Source organism: Pseudoduganella sp. R-31 (genome assembly GCF_049913235.1).
Lineage (GTDB): Bacteria > Pseudomonadota > Gammaproteobacteria > Burkholderiales > Burkholderiaceae_D > Rugamonas.
The window spans coordinates 521,106-544,233 of record NZ_CP183986.1; the positions used below are offsets into that span (position 1 = coordinate 521,106).

27 protein-coding genes are annotated in these 23,128 nt (G+C 61.1%); 12 read left to right on the forward strand and 15 right to left on the reverse strand.

The window, feature by feature from the left end; translation table 11 throughout:
* Nucleotides 1-135: 135 nt before the first annotated feature.
* A complete protein-coding gene (locus ACN9MY_RS02370; RefSeq protein ID WP_426320265.1) occupies nucleotides 136-975 on the reverse strand; it encodes a nucleotidyltransferase domain-containing protein in 840 nt (279 codons plus the stop codon).
* Nucleotides 976-993: 18 nt separating this feature from the next.
* Here ACN9MY_RS02370 and ACN9MY_RS02375 point away from each other — a divergent pair, with 18 nt between their 5' ends.
* Genes ACN9MY_RS02375 through ACN9MY_RS02395 form a run of 5 tightly spaced genes read left to right on the forward strand, consistent with a single transcriptional unit; the run spans nucleotide 994 to nucleotide 5,223 of the window.
* Nucleotides 994-2,784: an aminopeptidase P family protein gene (locus ACN9MY_RS02375; RefSeq protein ID WP_426336805.1), complete on the forward strand. Its 1,791-nt coding sequence runs from the start codon at nucleotides 994-996 to the stop codon at nucleotides 2,782-2,784.
* A complete protein-coding gene (locus ACN9MY_RS02380; RefSeq protein WP_426320269.1) occupies nucleotides 2,781-3,044 on the forward strand; it encodes a hypothetical protein in 264 nt (87 codons plus the stop codon). The genes ACN9MY_RS02375 and ACN9MY_RS02380 overlap by 4 nt, the downstream gene beginning before the upstream one ends.
* Before the next feature lie 11 nt (nucleotides 3,045-3,055).
* Nucleotides 3,056-3,799 carry an MgtC/SapB family protein gene (locus ACN9MY_RS02385; protein WP_426167116.1) on the forward strand — a complete coding sequence of 248 codons (744 nt, stop codon included), beginning with the start codon at nucleotides 3,056-3,058 and terminating at the stop codon, nucleotides 3,797-3,799.
* Nucleotides 3,800-3,808: 9 nt separating this feature from the next.
* Complete coding sequence (locus tag ACN9MY_RS02390) at nucleotides 3,809-4,393, forward strand: DUF924 family protein (protein ID WP_426320271.1); 585 nt, start codon at nucleotides 3,809-3,811, stop codon at nucleotides 4,391-4,393.
* Nucleotides 4,393-5,223, forward strand: coding sequence for a Rossmann-like and DUF2520 domain-containing protein (locus tag ACN9MY_RS02395; protein ID WP_426320273.1), 831 nt, complete (start codon nucleotides 4,393-4,395; stop codon nucleotides 5,221-5,223). The genes ACN9MY_RS02390 and ACN9MY_RS02395 overlap by 1 nt, the downstream gene beginning before the upstream one ends.
* Nucleotides 5,224-5,277: 54 nt before the next feature.
* Here ACN9MY_RS02395 and ACN9MY_RS02400 read toward each other — a convergent pair whose 3' ends face one another.
* The 3 genes from ACN9MY_RS02400 to ACN9MY_RS02410 form a co-directional block, all read right to left on the reverse strand.
* Nucleotides 5,278-5,790 (reverse strand): peroxiredoxin family protein, encoded by a 513-nt coding sequence (locus ACN9MY_RS02400; RefSeq protein WP_426320275.1) that lies wholly within the window; start codon nucleotides 5,788-5,790, stop codon nucleotides 5,278-5,280.
* Nucleotides 5,787-6,314, reverse strand: a complete 528-nt coding sequence (locus tag ACN9MY_RS02405) for a carboxymuconolactone decarboxylase family protein (RefSeq protein WP_426320277.1) — start codon at nucleotides 6,312-6,314, stop codon at nucleotides 5,787-5,789. Before ACN9MY_RS02405 ends, ACN9MY_RS02400 begins: the two co-directional genes overlap by 4 nt.
* A gap of 62 nt (nucleotides 6,315-6,376) precedes the next feature.
* Nucleotides 6,377-6,997 (reverse strand): MarR family winged helix-turn-helix transcriptional regulator, encoded by a 621-nt coding sequence (locus ACN9MY_RS02410; protein WP_426320279.1) that lies wholly within the window; start codon nucleotides 6,995-6,997, stop codon nucleotides 6,377-6,379.
* Between the two features lie 217 nt (nucleotides 6,998-7,214).
* Between ACN9MY_RS02410 and ACN9MY_RS02415 the strand changes: the two genes are divergently transcribed.
* On the forward strand, nucleotides 7,215-7,577 hold the full coding sequence (locus tag ACN9MY_RS02415; protein ID WP_426167128.1) for a hypothetical protein: 363 nt from the start codon (nucleotides 7,215-7,217) through the stop codon (nucleotides 7,575-7,577).
* Here the strand turns inward: ACN9MY_RS02415 and ACN9MY_RS02420 are convergent.
* On the reverse strand, nucleotides 7,568-8,146 hold the full coding sequence (locus ACN9MY_RS02420; RefSeq protein ID WP_426320281.1) for a molybdopterin-dependent oxidoreductase: 579 nt from the start codon (nucleotides 8,144-8,146) through the stop codon (nucleotides 7,568-7,570). The genes ACN9MY_RS02415 and ACN9MY_RS02420 overlap by 10 nt on opposite strands.
* A gap of 18 nt (nucleotides 8,147-8,164) precedes the next feature.
* Here ACN9MY_RS02420 and ACN9MY_RS02425 point away from each other — a divergent pair, with 18 nt between their 5' ends.
* Nucleotides 8,165-8,758, forward strand: coding sequence for an alpha-ketoglutarate-dependent dioxygenase AlkB family protein (locus ACN9MY_RS02425; protein WP_426320283.1), 594 nt, complete (start codon nucleotides 8,165-8,167; stop codon nucleotides 8,756-8,758).
* A gap of 184 nt (nucleotides 8,759-8,942) precedes the next feature.
* On the forward strand, nucleotides 8,943-9,527 hold the full coding sequence (locus ACN9MY_RS02430; protein WP_426336806.1) for a porin family protein: 585 nt from the start codon (nucleotides 8,943-8,945) through the stop codon (nucleotides 9,525-9,527).
* Between the two features lie 101 nt (nucleotides 9,528-9,628).
* Here the strand turns inward: ACN9MY_RS02430 and ACN9MY_RS02435 are convergent, their stop codons facing one another.
* From ACN9MY_RS02435 to rarD, 4 genes are all read right to left on the reverse strand, one after another.
* Nucleotides 9,629-10,102, reverse strand: a complete 474-nt coding sequence (locus ACN9MY_RS02435) for a DUF6265 family protein (RefSeq protein ID WP_426167136.1) — start codon at nucleotides 10,100-10,102, stop codon at nucleotides 9,629-9,631.
* Nucleotides 10,103-10,289: 187 nt separating this feature from the next.
* On the reverse strand, nucleotides 10,290-11,957 hold the full coding sequence (gene ettA / locus ACN9MY_RS02440) for an energy-dependent translational throttle protein EttA (protein WP_426167138.1): 1,668 nt from the start codon (nucleotides 11,955-11,957) through the stop codon (nucleotides 10,290-10,292).
* A 104-nt stretch (nucleotides 11,958-12,061) separates the two neighbouring features.
* A complete protein-coding gene (locus ACN9MY_RS02445) occupies nucleotides 12,062-12,844 on the reverse strand; it encodes a PEP-CTERM sorting domain-containing protein (protein WP_426167140.1) in 783 nt (260 codons plus the stop codon).
* A 153-nt stretch (nucleotides 12,845-12,997) separates the two neighbouring features.
* Nucleotides 12,998-13,873 (reverse strand): EamA family transporter RarD, encoded by an 876-nt coding sequence (rarD, locus tag ACN9MY_RS02450; protein ID WP_426167142.1) that lies wholly within the window; start codon nucleotides 13,871-13,873, stop codon nucleotides 12,998-13,000.
* 132 nt (nucleotides 13,874-14,005) lie between these two features.
* On the opposite strand from rarD, the gene ACN9MY_RS02455 reads away from it, so the two are divergent.
* Nucleotides 14,006-15,886 carry a potassium transporter Kup gene (locus ACN9MY_RS02455; RefSeq protein ID WP_426172098.1) on the forward strand — a complete coding sequence of 627 codons (1,881 nt, stop codon included), beginning with the start codon at nucleotides 14,006-14,008 and terminating at the stop codon, nucleotides 15,884-15,886.
* A 93-nt stretch (nucleotides 15,887-15,979) separates the two neighbouring features.
* Complete coding sequence (locus ACN9MY_RS02460) at nucleotides 15,980-17,209, forward strand: FKBP-type peptidyl-prolyl cis-trans isomerase (protein ID WP_426320290.1); 1,230 nt, start codon at nucleotides 15,980-15,982, stop codon at nucleotides 17,207-17,209.
* Between the two features lie 46 nt (nucleotides 17,210-17,255).
* On the opposite strand, the gene ACN9MY_RS02465 is transcribed toward ACN9MY_RS02460, so the two are convergent.
* From ACN9MY_RS02465 to ACN9MY_RS02485, 5 genes are all read right to left on the reverse strand, one after another.
* Nucleotides 17,256-17,708 (reverse strand): GNAT family N-acetyltransferase, encoded by a 453-nt coding sequence (locus ACN9MY_RS02465; protein WP_426336807.1) that lies wholly within the window; start codon nucleotides 17,706-17,708, stop codon nucleotides 17,256-17,258.
* Between the two features lie 41 nt (nucleotides 17,709-17,749).
* Nucleotides 17,750-18,049 carry a DUF4148 domain-containing protein gene (locus tag ACN9MY_RS02470; RefSeq protein ID WP_426320294.1) on the reverse strand — a complete coding sequence of 100 codons (300 nt, stop codon included), beginning with the start codon at nucleotides 18,047-18,049 and terminating at the stop codon, nucleotides 17,750-17,752.
* Nucleotides 18,050-18,104: 55 nt separating this feature from the next.
* The gene (locus ACN9MY_RS02475) at nucleotides 18,105-18,533 is read right to left on the reverse strand and encodes an organic hydroperoxide resistance protein (protein ID WP_057262147.1); all 429 of its coding nucleotides are present in this window, start codon (nucleotides 18,531-18,533) and stop codon (nucleotides 18,105-18,107) included.
* 153 nt (nucleotides 18,534-18,686) lie between these two features.
* Nucleotides 18,687-19,211, reverse strand: a complete 525-nt coding sequence (locus tag ACN9MY_RS02480; RefSeq protein WP_426336808.1) for a thioredoxin family protein — start codon at nucleotides 19,209-19,211, stop codon at nucleotides 18,687-18,689.
* A 2-nt stretch (nucleotides 19,212-19,213) separates the two neighbouring features.
* Nucleotides 19,214-19,915: a cytochrome c biogenesis CcdA family protein gene (locus tag ACN9MY_RS02485; RefSeq protein ID WP_426323666.1), complete on the reverse strand. Its 702-nt coding sequence runs from the start codon at nucleotides 19,913-19,915 to the stop codon at nucleotides 19,214-19,216.
* 153 nt (nucleotides 19,916-20,068) lie between these two features.
* Between ACN9MY_RS02485 and ACN9MY_RS02490 the strand changes: the two genes are divergently transcribed.
* Both ACN9MY_RS02490 and ACN9MY_RS02495 read left to right on the forward strand, forming a co-directional pair.
* Entirely contained in the window at nucleotides 20,069-20,809 is a 741-nt protein-coding gene (locus ACN9MY_RS02490; protein WP_426167152.1) for a response regulator, read from the forward strand.
* On the forward strand, nucleotides 20,806-22,116 hold the full coding sequence (locus ACN9MY_RS02495; RefSeq protein WP_426336809.1) for an ATP-binding protein: 1,311 nt from the start codon (nucleotides 20,806-20,808) through the stop codon (nucleotides 22,114-22,116). Before ACN9MY_RS02490 ends, ACN9MY_RS02495 begins: the two co-directional genes overlap by 4 nt.
* 2 nt (nucleotides 22,117-22,118) lie before the next feature.
* On the opposite strand, the gene ACN9MY_RS02500 is transcribed toward ACN9MY_RS02495, so the two are convergent.
* Complete coding sequence (locus ACN9MY_RS02500) at nucleotides 22,119-23,126, reverse strand: histone deacetylase family protein (protein WP_426336810.1); 1,008 nt, start codon at nucleotides 23,124-23,126, stop codon at nucleotides 22,119-22,121.
* Nucleotides 23,127-23,128: the final 2 nt, after the last annotated feature.

Consider the following 23,128-nt stretch of genomic DNA (forward strand, 5'->3'; position numbering starts at 1 on the left):
CGAAAGGATGCTAGCACAAAGTAGTAAAAAGCTAACTTTTGGAATTCCAATCGTGCGGAGATTCTTGCTTGTTGCAAGTTGCTGGTGATTGGTTGAGCGGCAGGCGGGTGGTGGCCTGCCGCCCGGGGGCAGGCTTTAGCGCTGTTCGGCGAGGACGGCGTGGAATAGCTGGTTCAGTTCTGCATTGACGTCGCTGCTTCGGAAGCGGACGACATCCGGTCGTTCAAGGCGGACGAGTTCCGCTTCGATGAACCGGTTAAGGCACGGCACCGGCTCGGACAGTCCCATTTCCGGCGCACCCTTCTTTTTCTCCAGTAGCGCCGCGATTGCCTCCAGAAGTTCCGTCTCGCCTTCCAGCAAATGCAGCAGCTTGTCGAATTCAATAGGCGCTGGAGTGCCATAACGTTCGAGCCAACGCACGGACAGCAAGGGACGCAGCACGTAGAAATACTTCTTCAAAGGAACCATATCGGCACGCAGATAGCCGCGATAGTTGGTCTTTGCCATGCTCTGGTAGTGGTAAATGCCGTTCTCGCCGGAATACACGCTCGGCAGCAACGCACGAGCACCGTCGGCGAAACCGCCGTGGGAACGGTACAGGATTGGCGATTGGATCCATTCCACAAATGCTGGATTCGAACGGCGGAACAGGCGTAAAGCCTTGCGAATATCCCAGCCATTGATATCGATCTCATCGACGATCTTGTATTCAATGACATCGCGTTTCTCTTCCAAGTCGACTGCGACATACCAGTCGCGCGGGTGCGCGTAAATAAAGCGCACGTCGTAATCGCTATTCGGTGAGGCAAAGCCCCAGGCACGGCTGCCGGACTCTACTGCCAGCAGGATACGCACATCATGTTCGGCTTCGGCAGCCGCAAGCCGGCGCATAATCTCTGCGCGTACATCTTCAGGAATCAATTCTCTCTCTCCATTGCCGCCTGAAAGCAGCGGCCGCCGGGCATTATGGCTCAATCGGGGTATGATTGCGCTATGAAAGAATCAATCCGCACCAGACTTGAATCCATGCGCGCGGCAATGCGCCGCCATCAGGTTGATGCTTGCATGGTCCCATCCTCCGATCCCCATTTGTCCGAGTATTTGCCGGCGCGCTGGCAAGGGCGGGAATGGCTGTCGGGATTTACCGGCTCGGTCGGCACCTTCATCGTCACCCAGGATTTCGCGGGCGTCTGGACAGATGGCCGTTATTGGACGCAGGCGGAAGCGGAGCTGGCCGGAACTGGTGTCAAACTGATGAAAATTTCATCGGGCGCCAGCGTGCAGTACGTTGACTGGTTGGCCGAGACCTTGAAGCCCGGCCAAGTGCTGGCGGTCGATGGCGCAGTTCTTGGCCTCTCGATCGCTCGCCTGCTGCAGGCGCGCGGCATTGCCTTCCGCACCGACCTCGATTTGCTGGATGAAGTGTGGACCGATCGTCCCGGCTTGCCTGACGCTCCGGTCTACGAGCACCAGCGGCCATTTGCCGACAAGACGCGCGCGGCCAAGCTGGCGGCGTTGCGGGCGGAGATGACGCGCCAGGGCGCGGCCCATCACATCATCTCGACGCTGGACGATATCGCCTACCTGTTCAACCTACGCGGCTCGGACGTCAATTACAACCCGATCTTCCTGTCGCACGCGCTGGTCGACCAGGATCGCGCCATGCTCTTCGTCGGCGCCGGCAAGATTGAGCCGGGCCTGGCGGGCCTGCTGGCGGCCGACAACGTCTTCGTAGAGCCATACGAGGAGGCAGCTCAGGCTCTGGCTACGCTGCCAGCCGGCAGCACGCTGCTGCTGGACCCGCGCCGCATCACGTTCGGCACTCGCCAGGCGGTACCGGACAGTGTGAGAATTATTGAAGCGGTCAATCCAACCACCTTCGCAAAATCCCGCAAGACCGAACATGAAGCGGAACATGTGCGCGCGACGATGGAGCAGGATGGCGCTGCCTTGTGCGAATTCTTCAGCTGGCTCGAACAAACCCTGGCCGATCCGAAGCGCGAACCGCTGACCGAGTACGCCATCGGCCAGCACTTGCTGGAAGCTCGCCGCCGCCGTCCTGGATTCGTCAGCCCAAGCTTCGGCACCATCGCAGGCTTCAATGCCAACGGCGCGATCATGCATTACCGCGCGCCGGCACAAGGCAGTGCCGTGGTTGAAGGCAATGGCTTGCTGCTGCTCGATTCCGGCGGCCAGTACACTGGCGGCACCACTGACATTACCCGCGTGGTGCCGGTCGGCGTCATCACGCAGCAGCACAGGCGCGACTTCACCCTGGTCCTGAAAGGCATGATGGCGTTGTCCGTTGCCCGGTTCCCGCGCGGCGTGAAATCGCCGATGCTGGATGCGATTGCTCGTGCGCCGCTGTGGGCTGCCGGCATCGATTTCGGCCACGGTACCGGCCATGGTGTCGGCTATTTCCTCAATGTCCACGAAGGCCCGCAGTCGATTTCGCCCTCGACGCCGCCGGATGCGCATACGGCCATGGAGCCAGGCATGATCACCTCCAACGAGCCGGGCATCTACCGTCCTGGCAAGTGGGGTATCCGCATTGAAAACCTGGTGCTGAACGTACCGGCGGCAGAATCGGAATTTGGCGAATTCCTGGGATTTGAGACCCTGACCCTGTGCCCGATCGACACGCGCTGCATCGACAAATCCCTGCTGCGCGAGGATGAAGTGCGCTGGCTGAACGAATACCACGCCACCGTGCGCCAACGACTGTCCCGGCATGTCAGCGGCGATTCGTTGCGCTGGCTGAATGAAAGGACGGAGGCAATATGAGCCGATCCACCAAGGCATCCAACGCGCTGGCGCGCCTGAAAGAGCGCTCCGGCAACCAGTCCTATTCGCTGACCATGACCGGCAGCGGCCATTTCTTCCTGACGGAAGGGCCGGGCCAGCCGCCGCTTTGCGCTCCGATGGAGCTGGATGATTTTGTGGCCTTCGTCAATGCGCAGGGCCCGCAAAAAGTAAAACGCGTCAGCAAACTCGATGTAGCATTCGAAAAGCAGCTCGCAGCCAAGAAAACACCAAAACCATAAGTGAGGCAGCTATGCCCAGCATAGATTTCCTGCGTGCTTACTGGTCGTCCGGCGAACTGGCGACCAATCTCGTGATCCTGATGAACCTGATCGGCGCGTTGCTGCTTGGCCTGCTGGTCGGCTATGAGCGCTCCTACCACGGGCGAGCGGCGGGCATGCGCACCTATGGGCTGGTATGCATGGCGTCGGCGGCGCTGACCGTGGTGTGCGGCTACCCCTCGCTCTGGTTTGGCGGCCATATGTCCGAGCTGGTCGGCACTGACCCGACCCGTGTGGTGCAGGGCATCGTGACTGGCATCGGCTTCCTTGGCGCGGGTGTCATCATGCGCGAAGGCTTCAATATTTCCGGCCTGACGACGGCGGCGTCGATCTGGGCCTCGTCGGTGATAGGCGTGGCAGTCGGACTGGGGTTCTACCTGGGAGCCATGGGCCTGGCCTTCCTGTGCGCGATGTCCATGATCTTCCTGTCCAAGGTTGAAGCGTGGCTGCCGTCGCGCCATGCAATCGCGATCACCATGCGCTTCAAGCCAGGCTTCGAGCCGAAGGAAGACCAGCTGCGCGCCATGGCGCTGGAACGCGGCTACCAGATCGCCGGCGGTTCTCTGACCATCGGCATGGACCAGGGCAAGCTGGAATGGCGCTTCGTCGCGCTGGCACTGAGCAAGCGCAGCGGATCGCCGCTGTCGCGCATCGCGGAAGAGATGACCCATTACGAAGGCATCGACAGCTTCCAGGTTACCCACGCACGCAACTAGGAGGCAGGTTTGGTCATCCATTCACAAGACGTTCTCGATTTCTGGTTCCTCCCCATCGGCGCCAGGGGCCACAATATGCAGCGCCCCGAGTGGTGGCGCAAGGACGATGCATTCGACCGCGCGATCTTCCAGCAGTTCGGCGACGTGATAGAGCAGGGGCTGCTGGGCGGCCTGCGGCAGTGGGACGACGAGGGCACGCAAGGTACCCTGGCGCGCATCATCGTGCTGGACCAGTTCACGCGCAACGTCTATCGCGGCACGCCGAAGGCCTTTGCCGGTGATGAGCTGGCGCTGGAGGCGGCCAAGGTGCTGGACGATTCGGGCGCCAACCAGACCTTGCCGCCGGCGCAGCGCGCGTTCTCGTATATGCCGCTCGAGCATTCGGAGAACCTGTCGATGCAAATGCGCTGCGTGGACCTGTTTGAAATGCTGGCTGCGGATGCGCCGGGCTACGCAGGCATGCTGGATTACGCCAAGAAGCACTACGAGGTGATACGCCGCTTCGGACGCTTCCCGCATCGCAACGCCATCCTGGGCCGCGAATCGACGCCGGAAGAAGTGGAGTTCCTCAAGCAGCCAGGGTCGAGTTTCTGATGCGTGGATTGACCGTCATTGGCGGCGGCCACGTCGGCAGCGTCCTGGGTCGCCTGTTTTCGGCGGCCGGCGCGTTCACGGTGCAGGATGTGCTGTCCCGCTCGGCCGATAGCGCGGCGCGGGCGGCCGCTTTCATCGGCAGCGGACATGGCGGGGCCTCATATGCCGGGCTGCGGCCGGCCGACGTGTTCATGCTGTCCGTGACTGACGACCAGATCGTTCCTGCCTGCGAAGCATTGGCGGCTGCCGTGCCGCTGCAGGGAGCCGTGGTATTTCATTGCAGCGGTGCGCTGGCATCCGACCGCCTGCACGCGGCGCGCGCAGCAGGCGCCTATGTCGCCAGCGTGCATCCGATCCGCAGCTTTGCCGATGCCGATGCGGTGGCAGCGGGTTTCGCTGGCACCTTCTGCGGCGTCGAAGGCGACCAGCAGGCGCTTGATGTTTTGCTGCCTGCACTGGCCGCGATCGGCGCCAGGGCGGTGCAAATCGATCCGGCAGCGAAGACCGTGTACCACGCAGCTGCCGTTTTTGCGAGCAATTACCTGGTCACTGTGATTGACGCGGCCCTGCGCGCCTACCAGGCGGCTGGCATTCCGGAGTCCGTGGCGCGCGAACTGGCGCGGCCGCTGGCGCTGGAGTCGATGGAGAATGCTTTCCGCCTCGGCGCAGCGCCGGCGCTCACCGGACCGGTAGCGCGCGGCGACATGGCGACCGTACTGCGCCAGCAGGATGCCGTGATGGCATGGGACGCAGAGACGGGCCAGCTATACCGTGCGCTGGTGCCCCCAACCAGCGCACTGGCCGAGCGCAAACGGGCCGGCAAGCCCTGAGCTGGCGAAGCGTTCCGGCGCGCCGGCGGCGGACCGGGGCCGCGCCTGACCCGTCTACCCGGCTCGCGCGCAGCCGTTGGCATCGCAGGCCGCGCCGTCGCCGTGCTGCGCACCATCTTTCGCCAAACTCCCTGGCTGTTCGGCCAGCAGGCGTCCGATCACCCCTCCCAGCACCATGTCGTCGATCCTGCCGAAATGGTTCAGCCGCAAGCGTCCTTCGCGGTCGAACAGCAGCAGGCTGGGCGTGCCGCGCAGCGCGTAGTGCTGCATGGTGGCCGGCACGGGCGAGCCGGGAACCGGCTTGTCGACCGCCACCGGAAACGGCAAGCGGTATTCATGGATGAACACTTCCAGCGCCTGCGGGGTCATCACGTCGTGATGTTCGAAGACGCTGTGCAGGCCAATCACCACCAGTTCAGGGAACACCTGCTGCATCTTCATGGCTTGTGGAACGCCGTGCGCCACGCAGCCCGGGCACAGCATCTGGAAGGCATGCACCGCGACCACCTTGCCGTCGGTGGCAGGCGCAGCCCCGTTGAGCCACGCCGAGGCATCTAGCCGCATCATTTTGCGCGCAGCTTCACGCCGGGGAAATCGACCGGCACCTTGAACGCGACGTTCACATAATTGGTGAACAGGTTCAGCGCCACATGGGCCATGATCTCCACGATTTCCTCATCGCTGAAGCCGACCGCCCGCAGCTCTTCCACCTGTTCATCATCGACCCTGGCCCGGTTGCTGACCACTGCTATCGCGAAGCGCAATGCGGCGCCAGTCTTTGGATCGCTCGACTGGCCAGCTTGTGCCGCGCTCATTTCGTCGGCGGAGGCTCCGGCTTTGCGGCCCAGTGCCGTATGCGCCGCCAGGCAGTATTCGCAATCGTTGCGGTCGGCGATCGCCACGGCAATCTGCTCGCCCAGTTTGGCGTCGAGCTTGCCGCTGCCAAGGGCACCGAAGCTACCCCACATACTCTTCAGGGCAGCCGGTGAGTTGGACACCGCCTTGAACATATTGGGCGTGGCGCCAAAAGCCTGGTGGATCTGGGCCAGCAGGCCGGTGGAGTCATTGGTGTTCAGTGGAATGCGCGACATGGTGAAGCTCCTTTCATTAAAATAGGAGTCCTAATTAAATAGGACAAAAAAAAAGGCCGGCCTCAAGCCAGGGCCTGCCAATTCTTCAGCTGCTGCGCCGGATCGGCCGGTTGGTGGTCCGGGCAATCAATGCGCAGCATCGCCACCGACAATGGAGCGTCGACCAGCCCGCAATGGTGCGGGGCGGCGTCATCCTGGTGCCGGTCAGGCTGGAAATATTTACAAGAGAGGCAAGCGCGCAGTTCCGGAAAGCGTTCCGTCTTCTGCAACTGTCCAATCAGCTGCAGCAAGCCGCCCAGCAATTGTTCTTGCGCCTGCGGCGACAACTTGCCGACTGCCTCGTCGGCAAATGCGGTGGCACCCGCAATGCGTTGCGCCATTTGCCGGCCATCCTCGGTAAGATGCAGGTCGGTGGCACGGCCATCGTCCTGCGCGCGGGCTTTGCGGACCAGCCCTTTCGCCACCAGGGCCGCAACCGAATCGCTGGCGCTGGCTGCCGAAATCGAGAGTTGCCGCGCAACCCAGGACAAGCGCACGCCCTGTGTCCGGCTATGCAGCAATTGCAGGATCTCAGCCTGCGCCGGGTTCAGGTTTTCGCTGGTCGCAAATTCCCACATGCCCGAGCGCAGCACGCTGCCGATGCGGGAAATGGCGGAAATGATGCGGGTCGAAGTCGTGTCCATGCGCCAAGTATATGGGCAAAACGCAATATGTCAAGGACTCCTAACTAATCTTCCGGCTTGTAAATCAGCAGTGCAAAAGTATAGTTGAAGAGCAGGTAATGCTTTTTGCTCCAGCTTCTGTTGTGGTCGAGCAAAAAGATAGTTCCAGCGAGTGACAAAATTGGTCGTTAGCAATAAGCTTGTCCACCTAAGCCACACACAGTTCTAGGGGAACGCTATGTTATTTTTGAAATCCACGTCTGTCACCAAGGCGCCTGGCATTTACGAAGTCGATATTGCCGCCAAACCGCCTGGCAAGACCTTCGGCGTGTACATGGCAACCGACCCGGATAACCCGCCGACTTCCGTGCTCGAGGCACTGGCTGCAGGCGGCTTCAAGCAGGTGCACAGCTCGGGCTACACCCACAAGGACCGCGGCAAGGTGCTGGACCTGCACTTCCAGAAAGATGGCACCGACCTGTTCAACGGCTGGAAGGCGGAAGAAGCCGAAGCCAATATGGCCATCATCAACAAGATTTTTGGCGATATCGGGGTGGCGATCACCCCGCGCGTGATGTCGCTGGCCGAAGCTTACGCCTGAACCTCGATGTGATACAGAGCCCAGGGGCAGGTAGTAAAGCGTTCGCCCACGGGCCTGCTCGCCATTTCCGGCACCCGGTCCGCATCGTAAATCGCCCATAGCGGGCCGAGGCCGCCCAGCGCCATCGGGGCGCTATCCAGATGGGTGGCAACGATGAAGCGCTGCGTCCGGGCGCGCGCCACGGACACCGCCACCGCATAGCCATCGACCGCACGCAGGATCAGCGTGCTGTTGTCGCTGGCTTGCGCACCGGCAGCTTTCAACACATCGACCAGCAGCGGGCCGGACAGGGTATGCGGCTTGTTGTCGTATTCCAGCGTCGGCTTGATCGCGACGGCGGGCAGCGCATCCAGTGCGGCAAAATCGAAAGCGAAGGCTTTGTCGAATGCCAGGTGCTGGCGGTGCATCATCTGGTCGGCGACACGGTCGAAGCTGCCGCGATTCGGCTTGGCAATTGCACCGGTTACGGTCAGCAGCGCCGGGCCGCGCTCAGCTTTGGGAGCAGCGGCGCCTAATGAGGGGAGGGCGCCGGCCGCTGCCACGGCACCGAGGAATTGACGTTTGTTCATCGTTATATGATAACGCCTATGGACCTGTTTTCTGCTGAAGCCGAATTATTGCCCATCCCGATCGAGGACGGCGAGCTGTATTTCATGCGGCAGCTTCCGCTTGCTGTGGATAACGCAGAAGTGATGCAAAGGCTGCTCGATGAAACGGCATGGAAGGCAGAAACCATTTTCCTGTTCGGTCGCGAAGTGGCGCAGCCCAGGCTCAGCGCCTGGTATGGCGAGCAGCGCTATACCTATTCTGGCCGCACCTTTGAGCCGCTGCCCTTCACGCCCCTGCAGCTTGAAATCAAGCGCGCCATTGAAGCCGCCAGCGGCAAGCGCTTCAACAGCGTTCTGCTCAACTATTACCGAAACGAGCAGGACAGCATGGGCTTTCACAGTGACGATGAGCCGGAACTTGGCCCCCAGCCTGCGATCGCCTCGGTCAGCTTCGGCGCCACCCGCACCTTTATCCTGAAGCACAAGAAGCAGCCCAAAACCGTCAAGATCGACCTGACCGACGGCAGCCTGTTGCTCATGGCGGGAAAACTCCAGCATTGCTGGCGGCATGGCATCAATAAGGCGCGAACACCCTGTGGCCCGCGTATCAATCTGACATTTCGGCTTATCTGAAGCCAAGTTCGCTCATTTTGAGCTGAACATTGGTATTTCAAGGCTGCTTACAAAATCACACAATTCTTACCAGTTCGTCTCCCCCTTGAACTTTTGGCAGTGTTATCGTGCTTTCCATCGCACTTCCACAGACGAAGCGCGATCCCAAGCAAGTCCGACTTACTTTTGCTGAAAGATCACGAACATGAAAAAAATCGCATTCGCACTCATCACTTCCGCCGTTGCCCTCGGCGCGGCCTCCGTCCAGGCGCAAGAGCTGAAGCCGTACATCGGTGCAGGCGTCGTGGCCAACTCGAACAAGTACACCTTGCCGAATGACACCAGTGACGGCAATAAGAAATCCACGGAGTACGGTGGCAAGATCTTTGGCGGCGTGCAGATCGACAAGACCTGGGGCGTGGAAGCCGGCTATGTAGACTTCGGCAAGCAGTCGTACAACTACACCACCGGCGCAGGCACCGGCAGCATCGAAGGCAAGGCCAAGTCCTTCTACCTGGCTGGCAAGGGCACTTTCCCGATCAACCAGCAGGTGGCGCTGACCGGCAAGCTGGGTATCGCCCACAACAAGAATGACGTAAATGCCACCGGCCTGGCTTCCGCGTACAACGGCGATAGCAGCCGTAACGCGCTGTACGCTTCGGTTGGCGCTGAATACGCCTTCACCGAGAAAGTCTCGGGCGTGCTGGAGTACGAGCACTTCGGCAAGAACGATATCGACCAGGGCCGCCGCAAAGGCGCGGTCAACCTGGGCGTGAAGGCTAGCTTCTGAGTCGAGGGGGAGGGCAGTTCAGCTGCTTCCCCCCGCAAAGTCCCGATCGAGGCCGGGTGCGACAACGGCAGCCTTGCGCTGCCAATGTCCTTGTGCCCGCCTCACCCTCCATTCGGACACTGCGTCCGCTGCATAGGGTAATCAAAGGCTTTTTCCTTGCCTTTCGAGACACCTTCGATGCGCGCCTTGATGCCATCGGCGCCATCGCGCTTGTAAATGATCCGCTGCGGGAAGTCATGCTGCGGGTTTTCAAAGATCACCTCGCCATCGCCGATCGACTTGATCGGGAAGGCCGCTTCGAGTTGACGGCTTGGCTTGGCCACATAGGCCCAGATGCCCGGCTCGGTTTCGCGGATCATGGTGTGTTCCCACTCGACTGTCTTGCCGTTTTTTACCGTGCGGGCCACGCCCAGCATGGTGCCGCCAGCTGGCAGGGTCCACATTTCAACGGAGCCTTTTTCGGCGCCGGTGTGCGACCAGCAGCCGGCTAGCCAGGACAGCTTGTCGATGGGGGCCTCGTGCGCAATGGCGCCGGCACTGGCCAGGACCAGTCCACAAAGGAATTGTTTGCGCATCGTCGACTCCTCTAAAACCGGTAAACCGGGGTCTGACCCGCTGGGTCAGACCCCTGAATGATCTTGCGGCTAATGGGGTTGGTTCGAGGTCTTTGATGTTCGACGAAGATCAAAGGCGCACAACCCAATCCGTGGCGTCGGAATTGACTGGGTCTGACCCTGTGGGTCAGACCCAGGTTTACCGGTTTTAGCCGTGCAGCGGCTTATAACGAATACGCTTCGGCTTCGCGCCTTCCTCGCCCAAACGCTTCTTCTTGTCGGCTTCGTATTCCTGGTAGTTACCCGCAAAGAAGGTCACCTGGGAATCGCCTTCAAAGGCCAGGATGTGGGTCGCAATACGGTCCAGGAACCAGCGATCGTGCGAAATCACCATCACGGAACCGGCGAACTCCAGCAGCGCATCTTCCAGCGCACGCAGGGTTTCCACGTCCAGGTCGTTGGACGGTTCGTCCAGCAGCAGCACGTTGCCGCCCATCAGCAGGGTCTTGGCCAAGTGCAGACGGCCGCGCTCACCGCCGGACAGGTTGCCGACGATCTTCTGCTGGTCCGAGCCCTTGAAGTTGAAGCGGCCCACATACGCGCGCGACGGCATTTCGAAACGGCCCACGCTGAGGATGTCGGCGCCGCCGGACACTGCCTCGAACACGGTCTTGTCGTTGTCCAGCTTGTCGCGGCTCTGGTCCACCAGCGAAATCTTGGCGGTCTTGCCGATCGCCACTTCGCCGCTGTCCGGTTGCTCGATGCCAGCGATCATCTTGAACAGGGTCGACTTACCGGCGCCGTTCGGGCCGATGATGCCGACGATCGCGCCCGGTGGGATGATGAAGGACAGGTTGTCGATCAGCAGGCGGTCGCCAAACGATTTGCTGACATTCTTGAATTCGATCACATCGTTGCCCAGGCGTTCGGCCACAGGAATGAAGATCTCCTGGGTCTCATTACGCTTCTGGTACTCGAATTCGCTCAGTTCATTGAAGCGCGCCATGCGGGCCTTGGACTTGGCCTGGCGTGCCTTCGGGTTCTGGCGCGACCATTCCAGTTCTTTCTGCAGCGCCTTCTGGCGCGCGGATTCGGTGGCTTCTTCCTGCTTCAGGCGGGCCTGTTTCTGGTCCAGCCAGGAAGAGTAGTTGCCCTTCCAAGGGATGCCGTGGCCACGGTCCAGTTCCAGGATCCATTCGGCAGCATTGTCCAGGAAGTAGCGATCGTGGGTGATGCCAACCACGGTGCCAGGGAAGCGCACCAGGAATTGCTCCAGCCATTCCACGGATTCGGCATCCAGGTGGTTGGTCGGCTCGTCGAGCAGCAGCATGTCCGGCTTGGACAGCAGCAGCTTGCACAGCGCCACGCGGCGCTTTTCACCGCCGGACAGCACGCCGATCTTCTGGTCCCATGGCGGCAGGCGCAGCGCGTCAGCGGCCATTTCCAGTTGCAGGTTCAGGTTGCCGCCGTCGGCAGCAGCGATGATCGATTCCAGGCGTTCCTGTTCCTTGGCCAGCGCGTCGAAGTCCGCATCCGGTTCGGCATACGCGGCGTACACGGCTTCCAGCAGTGCTTGCGCGTTGAAGGCTTCACCCAGGCCGGATTCCACTTCCTGGCGCACGGTTTTTTCAGGATCGAGTTGCGGTTCCTGTGGCAGGTAGCCGATGTTCAGGCCAGGCATCGGGCGCGCTTCGCCCTGGATGTCGGTGTCGATGCCTGCCATGATTTTCAGCAGGGACGATTTGCCGGAGCCGTTCAGGCCCAGCACGCCAATCTTGGCGCCTGGGAAGAAGGACAGCGAAATGTCCTTCAGAATCTGACGTTTCGGTGGGACGATTTTGCCCACGCGGTTCATGGTATAGACGTAATTGGCCACGGTATGAGTTCTTGTCGGTTCGTAAAGGCGCTAGTTTAGCGCATTGTGATGGCGCATAAAAAAAGACCCGGCAAGTGCCGGGTCCTTTTGGGGCAGCTGCTTGCTTATGCTTTGCGCCGGCGTACCGTTGCCAGCGCGGCCAGGCCCAGGCCAGTCAGCAGCAGGCTGGTTGGCACAGGCACTTGCGCAGGCGGCACAGCGTCCTGCGCTACGAAGTCCAGGCGCACGTCGGTCAGGTTGAATTGTCCCAGCATGGAATTCACGGAAAAGTTGAGGATGCCGTCTGCCGCCAGGTCGTTCAAGGCCAGGGAGTCCAGGCTCAGTTGCACCACCAGGTCGCCGCCCAGCGAATCGTAATGACTGATGAACTGGTTGTACCAGCGGTTGTAGCCGCCATTTTCGCTGCCCGTCTGCTTTTTGATGTCTTCGATCTTGCCGCTGTCGGTGTCGAAAGCACTTTGATCGTTGGCCGAGCCGGTCGCGGAGGCGCCACCGGTCGTGACCTTCATCTCGTCGGCGATGGCGTCGCTATAGTTGGTGTTGAATTGCTTGATGTGGAAGTTGTCGGTGACGACCTTGCATTTGCCCTTGTTGCAGTCCGTCGTTTCGCGATTCTCCGAGTAATTCAGGTTCGTCACGGACGAACCGACGATGTCGAAGTCGGCGGAGGAGAAACCGGACACGGTCAGCACGCCGGAGCTGATCGAAGCGCTGGACAGGCTCTTGCCAGCCAACAGGCTATTTACGTCGATCTTCAGGTTCTGGCTCTGGCCAGTCGTCAGGTACTGATTAAACGAAAATGCGGACGACAACGGCATTGTTTCAGCTTGCACAGATGCTGCACAGAACAGGGCTGCGATGCCCGCCAGAAACTTTTTGCTAACCATTATTGCTCTCCCGAAGTGTTACTGGGAATTAAGCAATTGTCGTGCCCGCGTGCAACGGACTTTCCCTAGGTCATTGATTCGATTACGGAAAAGTCAATTGAGTGACAGTAATTATGATTTCCGCAGAACCAACGCTGTAAAATTTTCCGACACTCAATTCGCCTTTCTGTTGATCAACCAGCTCTCCAGCATATAGATCGCCAGCGCACTCCAGATGAACAGGAAACCGACCAGCCTGGTCGAGGAAAACGCTTCGTGGAAGACCCAGACGCCCAGCAGCATTTGCAGCGATGGCGACATATATTGGAGCATGCCGAGCACCGACATCGGAATGCGCCGCGCACCGGCGGCGAACAGCAGCAGCGGGATCGCCGTTGTCGGGCCTGCGGCTGCCAGCAGCCAGCGTGTGCTGTCCGATTCGGCATTCAGGAAGACGCTCTGGCCGTGGTACACCAGCCAACCGAGGTAAGCCACTGCCAGCGGGAACAGGATCAGGGTTTCGAAAGACAGTCCTTCCAGCGCCGCCAGCGCCGCAGTCTTGCGCAGCAACCCATAAGCGCCAAAGCTCAGGGCCAGCACCAGCGCGATATATGGCACCTGGCCAGCCTGCCAGGTCAGCCAGGCCACCCCGGTGGCGGCAACACCGATGGCAATCCACTGGCCACGACGCAGTTTTTCCTTCAGCACCAGCATGCCCAGCAGCACATTCACCAGCGGGTTGATGAAGTAGCCCAGGCTGGCATCGACCACATGGCCATTGTTCACTGCCCAGATATACACGAACCAGTTTGCGCTCAGCAGGAAAGCGCTGGCCAGGAAACTGCCCACGACTTTGGGCTGGCGCAGCACTTGCGGCAGCCATTTCCATTGCCGCCGTACCGCCAGTACGAGCATCAGGAACAGCAGCGACCAGGCCATGCGATGCGCCAGGATTTCGGACGCCGGCACATTCTTAATTGCGTGAAAATATAGCGGGAACAGGCCCCAGGACAGGAAAGCGCCTGCGGCGTACAGCATGCCGGTATTCATGAGAGCGATGATTTTCTATGCGTAAAGATGGAAAATAGCATATCCGTCAGGTTTTCACCGGCGGCGTAAAAAACTTGCAAAAGGCCCATAACTGGCCTATTGTGCGATGCACCAAAACCAATTTTGGGTGAAATCTTGTCACAACATAAGAAAAGCAGCGTAGCTGCATTGACATTGGCCGCCATTGGCATTGTCTACGGCGATATCGGTACCAGCCCCCTCTATACTCTCAAAACCATTTTCGACCCCACCCACGGGCTTCCCCTGAACCAGGAGAATCTGCTGGGCATCGTCTCGCTCATCTTCTGGGGCCTGACGATGATTGTCTCCCTCAAATATGTCAGCCTGATGTTGCGCGCGGATAACCGTGGCGAGGGCGGCATCATGGCCTTGATGGCCCTGGCCCTGAATTCGGTGCACAAGGCTGCGCCCAAATGGCACTTCCCCCTGCTGCTGATCGGCACCTTTGGCGCCACCATGTTCTATGGCGATAGCGTGATTACGCCTGCGATCTCGGTGCTGTCGGCCATCGAAGGCCTGGAGGTGGCAGCGCCCGGGCTGGAAAAATACGTGGTCCCGCTGACCATCGTCGTATTGGTAAGCCTGTACGCGGTGCAGCGCCACGGCACGGCCGGTATCGGACGCTTCTTCGGTCCGATCATGGCACTCTGGTTTGCGGCGCTGGCGGCGATGGGCGTCATCAATATCATCAAGGAGCCGGCGATCCTGGGGGCATTGAACCCTGTGCATGCCTTCACCTTCCTGTTCTCGCATGGCATGGTGGCGTTCGTTGCCTTGGGCGCCGTAGTGCTGGCGTTCACTGGCGCGGAAGCGCTGTACGCCGACATGGGGCACTTCGGCAAGAAGCCGATCCGCCTGGCCTGGTTCCTGATCTGCTTCCCGGCACTGGCGCTGAACTACCTTGGCCAGGGTGCGCTGCTGATCAAGGATCCGTCTGCGATTACCAATCCATTCTTCAACCAGCTCGGTAGCTGGAGCGTGATTCCGCTGGTGATCCTGTCGACGGCGGCCACCGTGATCGCGTCGCAGGCGACCATTTCCGGCACCTTCTCGATGACCAAACAGGCCATTGCGCTGGGCATGCTGCCGCGCATGCGCATCCAGCACACCTCGGAAAGCGAGATGGGCCAGATCTACATCCCAGTGGTGAACTGGCTGCAGTTGATTGTCGTGCTGATTGCCGTGATTGGCTTCCAGTCTTCGGATGCACTCGCTGGCGCCTACGGCATTGCGGTGACCGCAACCATGCTGGCGACCACGATCCTGACCTTCTTCGTCACCCGCTACCGCTGGCACCTGCCGCTGCTGCTGTGCTTCGCTGCGACCGGCTTCTTCATCGTGATCGACATCACGCTGTTCTCGGCTACCTCGCTGAAGCTGTTCCACGGCGGCTGGTTCCCGCTGCTGCTCGGTACCGCGCTGTTCACCACCATGCTGACCTGGCGCACCGGCCGCGAGCTGGTGTTCAAGAACCTGGAAAAGCACGCGATCCCGCTGGAAGACTTCCTGAACTCCCTGTTCATGGCGCCGCCGACCCGCGTGCCGGGTACCGCGGTGTTCCTGCGCGGCGAGAGCGATGGCGTGCCGCATGCGCTGCTGCACAACCTGTCGCACAACAAGGTGCTGCACGAGCGCGTGGTGTTCTTCACCGTGCATATTGTGGAGGAGCCTTATGTGCCGCCTTCGGAGCAGGTCCGCGTGACAGTCCTGGGCCATGAGTGCTACCAGCTGAATATCAATTACGGCTTCAAGGACGAGCCGGACGTGCCGGCCATCATGGCCCTGTGCGAAGAGAAAGGCCTGAAGTTCGAAATGATGGAGACTTCCTTCTTCATCGCGCGCCAGACCGTGATTTCTTCGCCGGGCGACGGCATGGCGCCATGGCGCGAGCACCTGTTCGTGGCGATGTCGCGCAACGCGCGCGCTGCGGCCGACTATTACCAGATCCCGCCGAACCGCGTCATCGAACTTGGCACACAAGTGGAGATTTAATTTGTAACGGATCTTGCCTCTTGTAGAGGGGGGATTAACGGTCTGCTAAACTGCTGCTCCGTTACCCTCCTTTAACGAATAGGCAAGATTGAAATGAAGAACTCGATGTTCAAGGCAATCGCCACCCTGGCTTGCGCTGCGGCCCTGACAGCATGCGGTGGTGGTGCCAAAAATAACGACACCACTCCGCTGCCGCCGCAGCCTGCTTATGCGGTAGTTGTGGACAACGAGCCAGGCGGCAGTGCTCCGGTAGTGGCCTCTGGCGACCTGGTCACCTTCAGCTACACCGGCTGGCTTTACAACGAAGCCAAGACCGACAAAAAAGGGGATCAGTTCGAGAGTTCCGTTACCAACAGTGTCGATAAGCCGATGACCATGACGGTCGGCGTCGGCGCCCGCATTGCGGGCTTGGACAAGGCCTTGATTGGAATGCAAGCGGGCGGCTCGCGGCTTGTGATCATCCCGTCGAATATGGCGTTTGGCCCGGTGGATGTCAAAGACTCGACTGGCAAGGTGATCGTCCCTGCCAATACCTCGGTCGTGTATCAACTGAACGTGCACAGCTTCAGCACGCTGCCATCGCCGATTCCGCCGCAGCCGGTATTTACAAAGCAAGAGCTTCAAGTCGGCTCGGGCGCAGCGGCCGCTGCCAAGAACCTGGTGACCATCCAGTACCGCGGCTGGCTGTACGACAACACCAAGCCAGACAACAAGGGTACGGAATTCTTGGACAAATACAGTGGCCAGCCTTTCAGCTTCCTGCTGGGCGTGGACAGCCGCATTGCAGGCTGGGACCAGGGCATCGTGGGCATGCAAGTGGGGGGCAAGCGCAGGCTGCTGATCCCGGCCAGCATGGCATGGGCCCAGTATGGCCGCAAGGACGATGCCGGTAACTACATCGTGCCGCCAGGCACCGCCGTCGTGTACGAAATCGAGATGACCGCCCTCAACGCGACGCCTCCGGCGCAAACCGCGCAGCCTGCTTTCGACAAGATCATCATCGCAGAAGGCGCAGGAGATGCATCAGTCACAGGCAACACGCTGACCGTAAGCTACTCCGGCTACTTGTACGACGACAGTGTCACCGACAAACGCGGCCTGCGTTTCGACACTTCCCTGACCAAAGGGGTTCCAATGACCGTCAAGTTGGGCGCTAACGCAGTCATCAAAGGCTGGGAAGATGGCCTGCTCGGCATGAAGGCTGGGGGCAAGCGTACCCTGATCATCCCGGCAAGCATGGGCTACGGCACGACCGGCCAGGGCAGCATTCCTGCGAACGCGCCGCTGATCTTCGATGTTGAAGTGACTTCCGTTACCAAGTAATTGGCGAAAGTCCAGAAAGAAACGGCCTTCGGGCCGTTTTTTTTGCCTAACGCAGCATCTCCAGGTGTGGAATGCCATCCTCGTCATATGGCTCGCCGACAGCCTTGAAGCCGAAGCTGCCATAGAATTTTTCCAGGTGGGCCTGGGCGCCGATGCGGATGCGGTGGCCTGGATGCAGCGCCTCCGCGTTGCAGATGCCCTCCGCGATCAACTGCCGGCCAGCACCGCTGCCACGTGCCGCCTGCGTCGTCAGCACGCGGCCCAGCGACATTTCAGGATACTTGATGCCCGGCGCGATGCAGCGCAGGTAAGCGGCCAGGGTTCGCTTGCCCTCTATCGTTTGCCAGCCGAGTAGGTGGTGGGCGGCTTCATCGTAGCCGTCCATATCGGAGTAAAAACACTGCTGTTCGATTACGAAGACCTCTTGCCGCTGCCGCAGCATTTCATACAGGTCTGCGTTGGGAATGCTGTTGAAGTCCAGCCACTGCCATTCAATCATTGGTCGCCCCGCTTGATAGGAGGCGACCATTTTATGCCAGCTTAATAGTCGACGCGAAGCTCGCCGTTACGGATCGCAGAGGCCAGTTCTGCCTTCACTTCGGCGCGGGTCTTGCCGCGGGTGGGGGAGGCAAAGTCCAGCGGATACAGTTCGCCGTTCAGGATTTCGCCACGGCGCAGGGCGGCGATGGTCTCAGCCTTTACTTCCGCGCGCGTTTTGGTCGATACGAACGAGTTGTCGGCCTGGTAGCCTTCGCCGCTGTTGGTGTCGGGCGGCGCTGCCTGGGCGGCAGTGGAGAGGGCCAGGGCGGCGGAAGCGATGATGGTTGCAAATGCTTTCATGATATTTCTCCTCTTGGGTGGGCTCGGCCGCCTTTGCTGCCGGGCCCTTGCTTGCTTATACGATGGTCAGGGTGACGTCGATGTTGCCGCGAGTCGCGTTCGAGTACGGGCAGACGATGTGCGCGGCGTTCACCAGTTTTTCTGCGGTGGCGCGATCCACGCCTGGCAGGGAGATCTTCAACTCCACTTCGATGCCGAAGCCGGTTTCGATCGGGCCGATGCCGACAGTGGCGTTGATGGAAGCGTCAGCCGGTACGGCGATCTTGTCGCGGCCCCCAACGAACTTCAGGGCGCCAATGAAGCAGGCCGAGTAGCCGGCTGCGAACAGTTGCTCCGGATTGGTGCCGAACGCGCCATTGCCGCCCAGTTCTTTTGGAGTGGTCAGCTTGACGTCCAATGCGCCGTCGCTGGAGGCGGATTTGCCTTCGCGGCCGCCGGTGGAAGTTGCGTTTGCGCGGTACAGGATGTTGGAGATCTTTGCCATGGTATGTTTTCCTTTTCGTGAGTAGTGAGCGATTAGCTAGCGTGCTATTTGTTTCCGGTTTCCGGGGCCTTGTTTGCTGCCCATGTGCACACTATAGATAGTGTGCGATTTAATTGCAAGCTATTTTTGAAGAATTTTTCGCTCATCATGAACTCACTCGGTTTGAGCCAGCAGTTGCTGGATCCGCGCTTCGGTTTGCTCGTACTGGCCTTCACCGAAGTGGGTGTACACCACCTGGCCTTTTTTGTTGACTAAATAGAAAGCTGGCCAGTAGCGGTTGTTGTACGCGTTCCAGGTGGCGTAGCGGTTGTCCTGCGCGACTGGATAACGTATGTCGAAGCGCTTTAAGGCGGTGCGCACGTTCTCGGTCTTGCGCTCGAAAGCGTACTCCGGCGTATGCACGCCGATCACGACCAAGCCCTTGTCTTTGTACTTGTCGTGCCACTGCACGACGTGCGACAGGGTGTGGATACAGTTTATGCAGTCATAGGTCCAGAAATCAACCAGTATCACCTTGCCACGCAGTTGTTTCATCGTCAGCGGTTCGCTGTTCAGCCATTGGGTAATGCCGCTGAATTCGGGCGCTTCGAACGGGGCCGTTGCTGCACTGGCGCCGGCGCTGGCGCTGGCGCCCACCAGGGTTGCGGCGGCAGCCAGGAATTTCAGGGTGGTCTTCATATTCACAGTCCTTTCAGGGTTGGGAGGTGTTGCGCGGCCCAGGAGTAGGCCAGGGTGTCGTATTGCAGGTAGATCGCGATGGCGGTGGCGACCACCAGCACGCCGAACACTTGCTGCAGGCGCTCGGCGTGGCGGGCCACAGAACGCACGCGCTGGGTGGCGTACTGGCCGCCGTAAATAATCCCGAGCATGGGAAAGGCCGCGCCGACGGCGTACAGGGTCAGCAGCAGGGCCGACCAGGCCGGATCTTGCGCCTTCACCACCAGCACCAGGATCGAAGCCAGAACCGGGCCGGCGCAAGGCGTCCAGACCGCACCCAGCGATATGCCGAGCAGGAAGGCGCCGCCATTGCTGCCGTCGTCTTCGCGCGGCGCGGCGTCGGCGCTGCGGCCCGGCAGGCGCGCGACCAGCCATTCATAAGGGGCCGGCCACAGGCGGAACAGGCCGGACAGGGCCAGCAGGGCAAGGGCGGTATTGCGCAGCACGTCCTGGGCCACTTCGATCGTGGCGGAGACCACGCCCAGCAGCATGGCGAAGCTTGCAAAGCTCAGGATGAAGCCGGCCACGATGAACAGCGGACGGCGGCGGTTGCGCTGGTTGACGCCGGAGCCCAGCAGGATGGGCAGCATCGGCAGCACGCAGGGTGAAGCGATGGTGAGCAGGCCGGCCAGGAAGGCCAGTGGAGTGTCGAGCGGGTTGGTCATGGTCAGCTCCGTGTCTTGGAATGACTCCATTGAACCGCCCCCAGGTATCCGGCATATTTCGCCGCACCCCCTTGCGTGCAATGTTTTGTGTACCTGGGCAGGCTGTACACACTGGGATACAAATCCCTGTCCCGCATTGGGTATCATGGCTTCATGGAAAACCCAGACCACATCCTGATCGTTGACGATGACCGTGATATCCGCGAGTTGATCGGCGCCTATCTGCAGAAAAACGGCTTGCGCACATCGCTGGCAGCCAACGGTCGCCAGATGCGCGCCGTGATCGAGGAAGACACGCCCGACCTCATCGTGCTGGACCTGATGCTGCCCGGCGAAGACGGCCTGGCCTTGTGCCGCGACCTGCGTGCCGGCAAGCACAAGGCCATCCCGGTGCTGATGCTGACCGCGCGCAACGACGAAACCGACCGCATCATCGGCCTGGAAATGGGCGCCGATGATTACCTGCCCAAGCCTTTCGCCGTGCGCGAACTGCTGGCGCGCATCAACGCCGTGCTGCGCCGCACGCGCATGCTGCCGCCGAACATGCAGGTCAACGAATCGGTGCCGATGCTGGCCTTCGGCGACTGGCGTCTCGACACGGTGGCGCGCCACCTGCTTGACGCCGACGGCACGCAGGTGGCGTTGAGCGGCGCTGAATACCGTCTCCTGCGCGTCTTCCTCGACCACCCGCAGCGCGTGCTGACGCGCGACCAGCTGCTGAACCTGACCCAGGGCCGCAACGCCGACCAGTTCGACCGTTCGATTGACTTGCTGGTGAGCCGGGTGCGCCAGCGCCTGCGCGACACGGCGCGTGAGCCGCGCTACATCAAGACACTGCGCAGTGAAGGCTATGTGTTTTCGGCCGCCGTCACGCTGGCGGCAGGCGAGCCATGATGCGCTTGCATTGGCCGCGCTCCCTGTTCGCCCGCCTGGCCCTGCTGCTGTGCCTTGGCGTGGCGGTGGCGCAGGGCTTGTCGTTCTGGCTCACCATGCGCGAGCGGAATGAGGCGACTACCAATATGATGATGGGCTACATCGAGCGCGAGGTCACCACCTCGGTGGCCCTGCTCGACGCCTTGCCTGCGGCGCAACGCGCGGACTGGTTGCCGCGGCTGGCGCGCCGCAGCTACGAATTCAGGCTGGAGGAATGCGACGAATCGCTGCCGCACCTGGACGTCCTGGAGGCTAATGCCGTGCGCTCGTTCGAGGAAGGCGTCGGCAAGCAATACAAGCTGACCGTGCACCAGATTATCGGCGAACACGAACGCTATCAGGTGCATCTGCGCTTGAGCGATGGCATGCCGCTGACGATCGACTTCCGTCCCATGCGCAGCGTGCCGATGTCGCCCTGGTTTGGCGCCCTGATGGTAGCGCAGCTTGCGGTATTTGCCCTGTGCTGCTGGCTGGCCGTGCGCCTGGCGACGCGGCCGCTGGAGCAGCTTGCGCTGGCGGCCGACGCGCTTGGCCCCGACATGCAGGGCGCTCACCTGCCGGAGAGTGGGCCGTCGGAAGTGGCGCGTGCCGCGCGCGCCTTCAACGCCATGCAGCAGCGTATTGCCGGCTACATGGCCGAGCGCATCCAGATCCTGGCCTCGATCTCGCATGACTTGCAGACGCCGATTACCCGCATGCGCTTGCGCGTCGACATGATGGACGACGAGGCGCAGCAGTCCAAACTGCGGCAGGACTTGCAGGCGATGGAGCAGCTGGTAAAGGAGGGCGTAGCCTACGCGCGCACCCTGCACGGCACCTCGGAAGCGGCGATGCGCATCGATCCGGACGCGCTGCTCGACAGCATGGTGCATGACTACACCGACGCAGGGCAGGACGTCACGCTTCATGGCGCAGTTGGCCACGCGATGGAGCTGCGCCCGCAAGCACTGCGGCGCGTGCTGGGCAACCTGATCGACAATGCGCTGAAGTTTGGCGGAAGCGCAGAAGTATGCGTGAAGCCGGACGCGTCACATGCTGGCGGCATCGTGATCCAGGTGATGGACCGCGGCCCGGGCATCCCGGCGGAATCGCTGCAAGCGGTCTTCGAGCCGTTCGTGCGGCTGGAGTCCTCACGCAGCCGCGAGACCGGCGGCACCGGCCTTGGCCTGGCGATTGCGCGCCAGCTGGCCACTGCGATGGGCGGTGCTCTGACACTGCACCAGCGCGACGGGGGCGGACTGGAAGCGCGGCTGGCGCTGCCAGGCTAAGCTCAGACCATGGCGCAGTCGAAGCCTTCCAGCACGTTGACGATATTGATGCCCAGCTCGCGCCGGATCGTCCCGCCCTCCAGCTGGAAGCTGGTGGGAAAGCCAAGCCAGGCCAGGCGCTCGCCAAGGCGCAGGAAATCGGCAGACGTGAGCCCGAAGCCGCCGTGCTCTTCGCCTTGGAAGATGTTTCCGCCCAGGGCCACGATCAGCGCCTCCGGCCGGTACATCGACAGGCGCACGCAAGCCGTTTCCAGCGCAGCGAACCAGGCCTGCGAATTGGAGCCCGGGGCCAGCGGGATGTTGACGTTGTAGCCAAGCCCGGCGCCCGCGCCTGTTTCGTCGGCATGGCCGCAAAAGTAGGGAAAGGCATGGCGCGGGTCGGCGTGGATCGACAGGCAAAGCACGTCGGAACGCTCGTAGAAGATGCCTTGTGCCCCATTGCCGTGCTGGTAATCGAGGTCGAGGATGGCAACCTTGGCCATCCCGTCATCCAGCAAGTGCTGGGCGGCCAAGGCCGCATTATTCAGGTAGCTGTAGCCGCCGCAGAAATCGGCGCCTGCGTGGTGGCCTTGCGGCTGCGTCAGCACAAAGGTACCGCGCTCACCGACGCGCAGGGCATGCGCCGCATTGACCGCGCAGTCGGCGCCACCTTTGGCCGCGCTCCAGGTGCCGGCGCCGATCCCGGTGAAGGTATCCATCGAATACAGGCCGAGACGGGCCCGGAAATCTTCCGGCTCGATATCGGTGCGCATGGTGCGTATTGCATGCTGGTTGGCTGTGACAACCGGCCAGCCCGCAAAACTTGGATGCGATAGGGATTCGCTCCACGCGTTGCGCAGAAAAGAGAGGTAGCGCGGGCTGTGGGTGCGTTCAAGCGCGGTCAGCGGCACGCTTTGCGGGGTCACGATCTGGCCCAGCCCGCGCCGCTCCAGTTCTGCCTGTACGGACCTGACCAGATGGTCCGTGCCGCCGAACTGTTGCGCGTGCTGTTCGTTAAAGAAGGTGAGCAAGG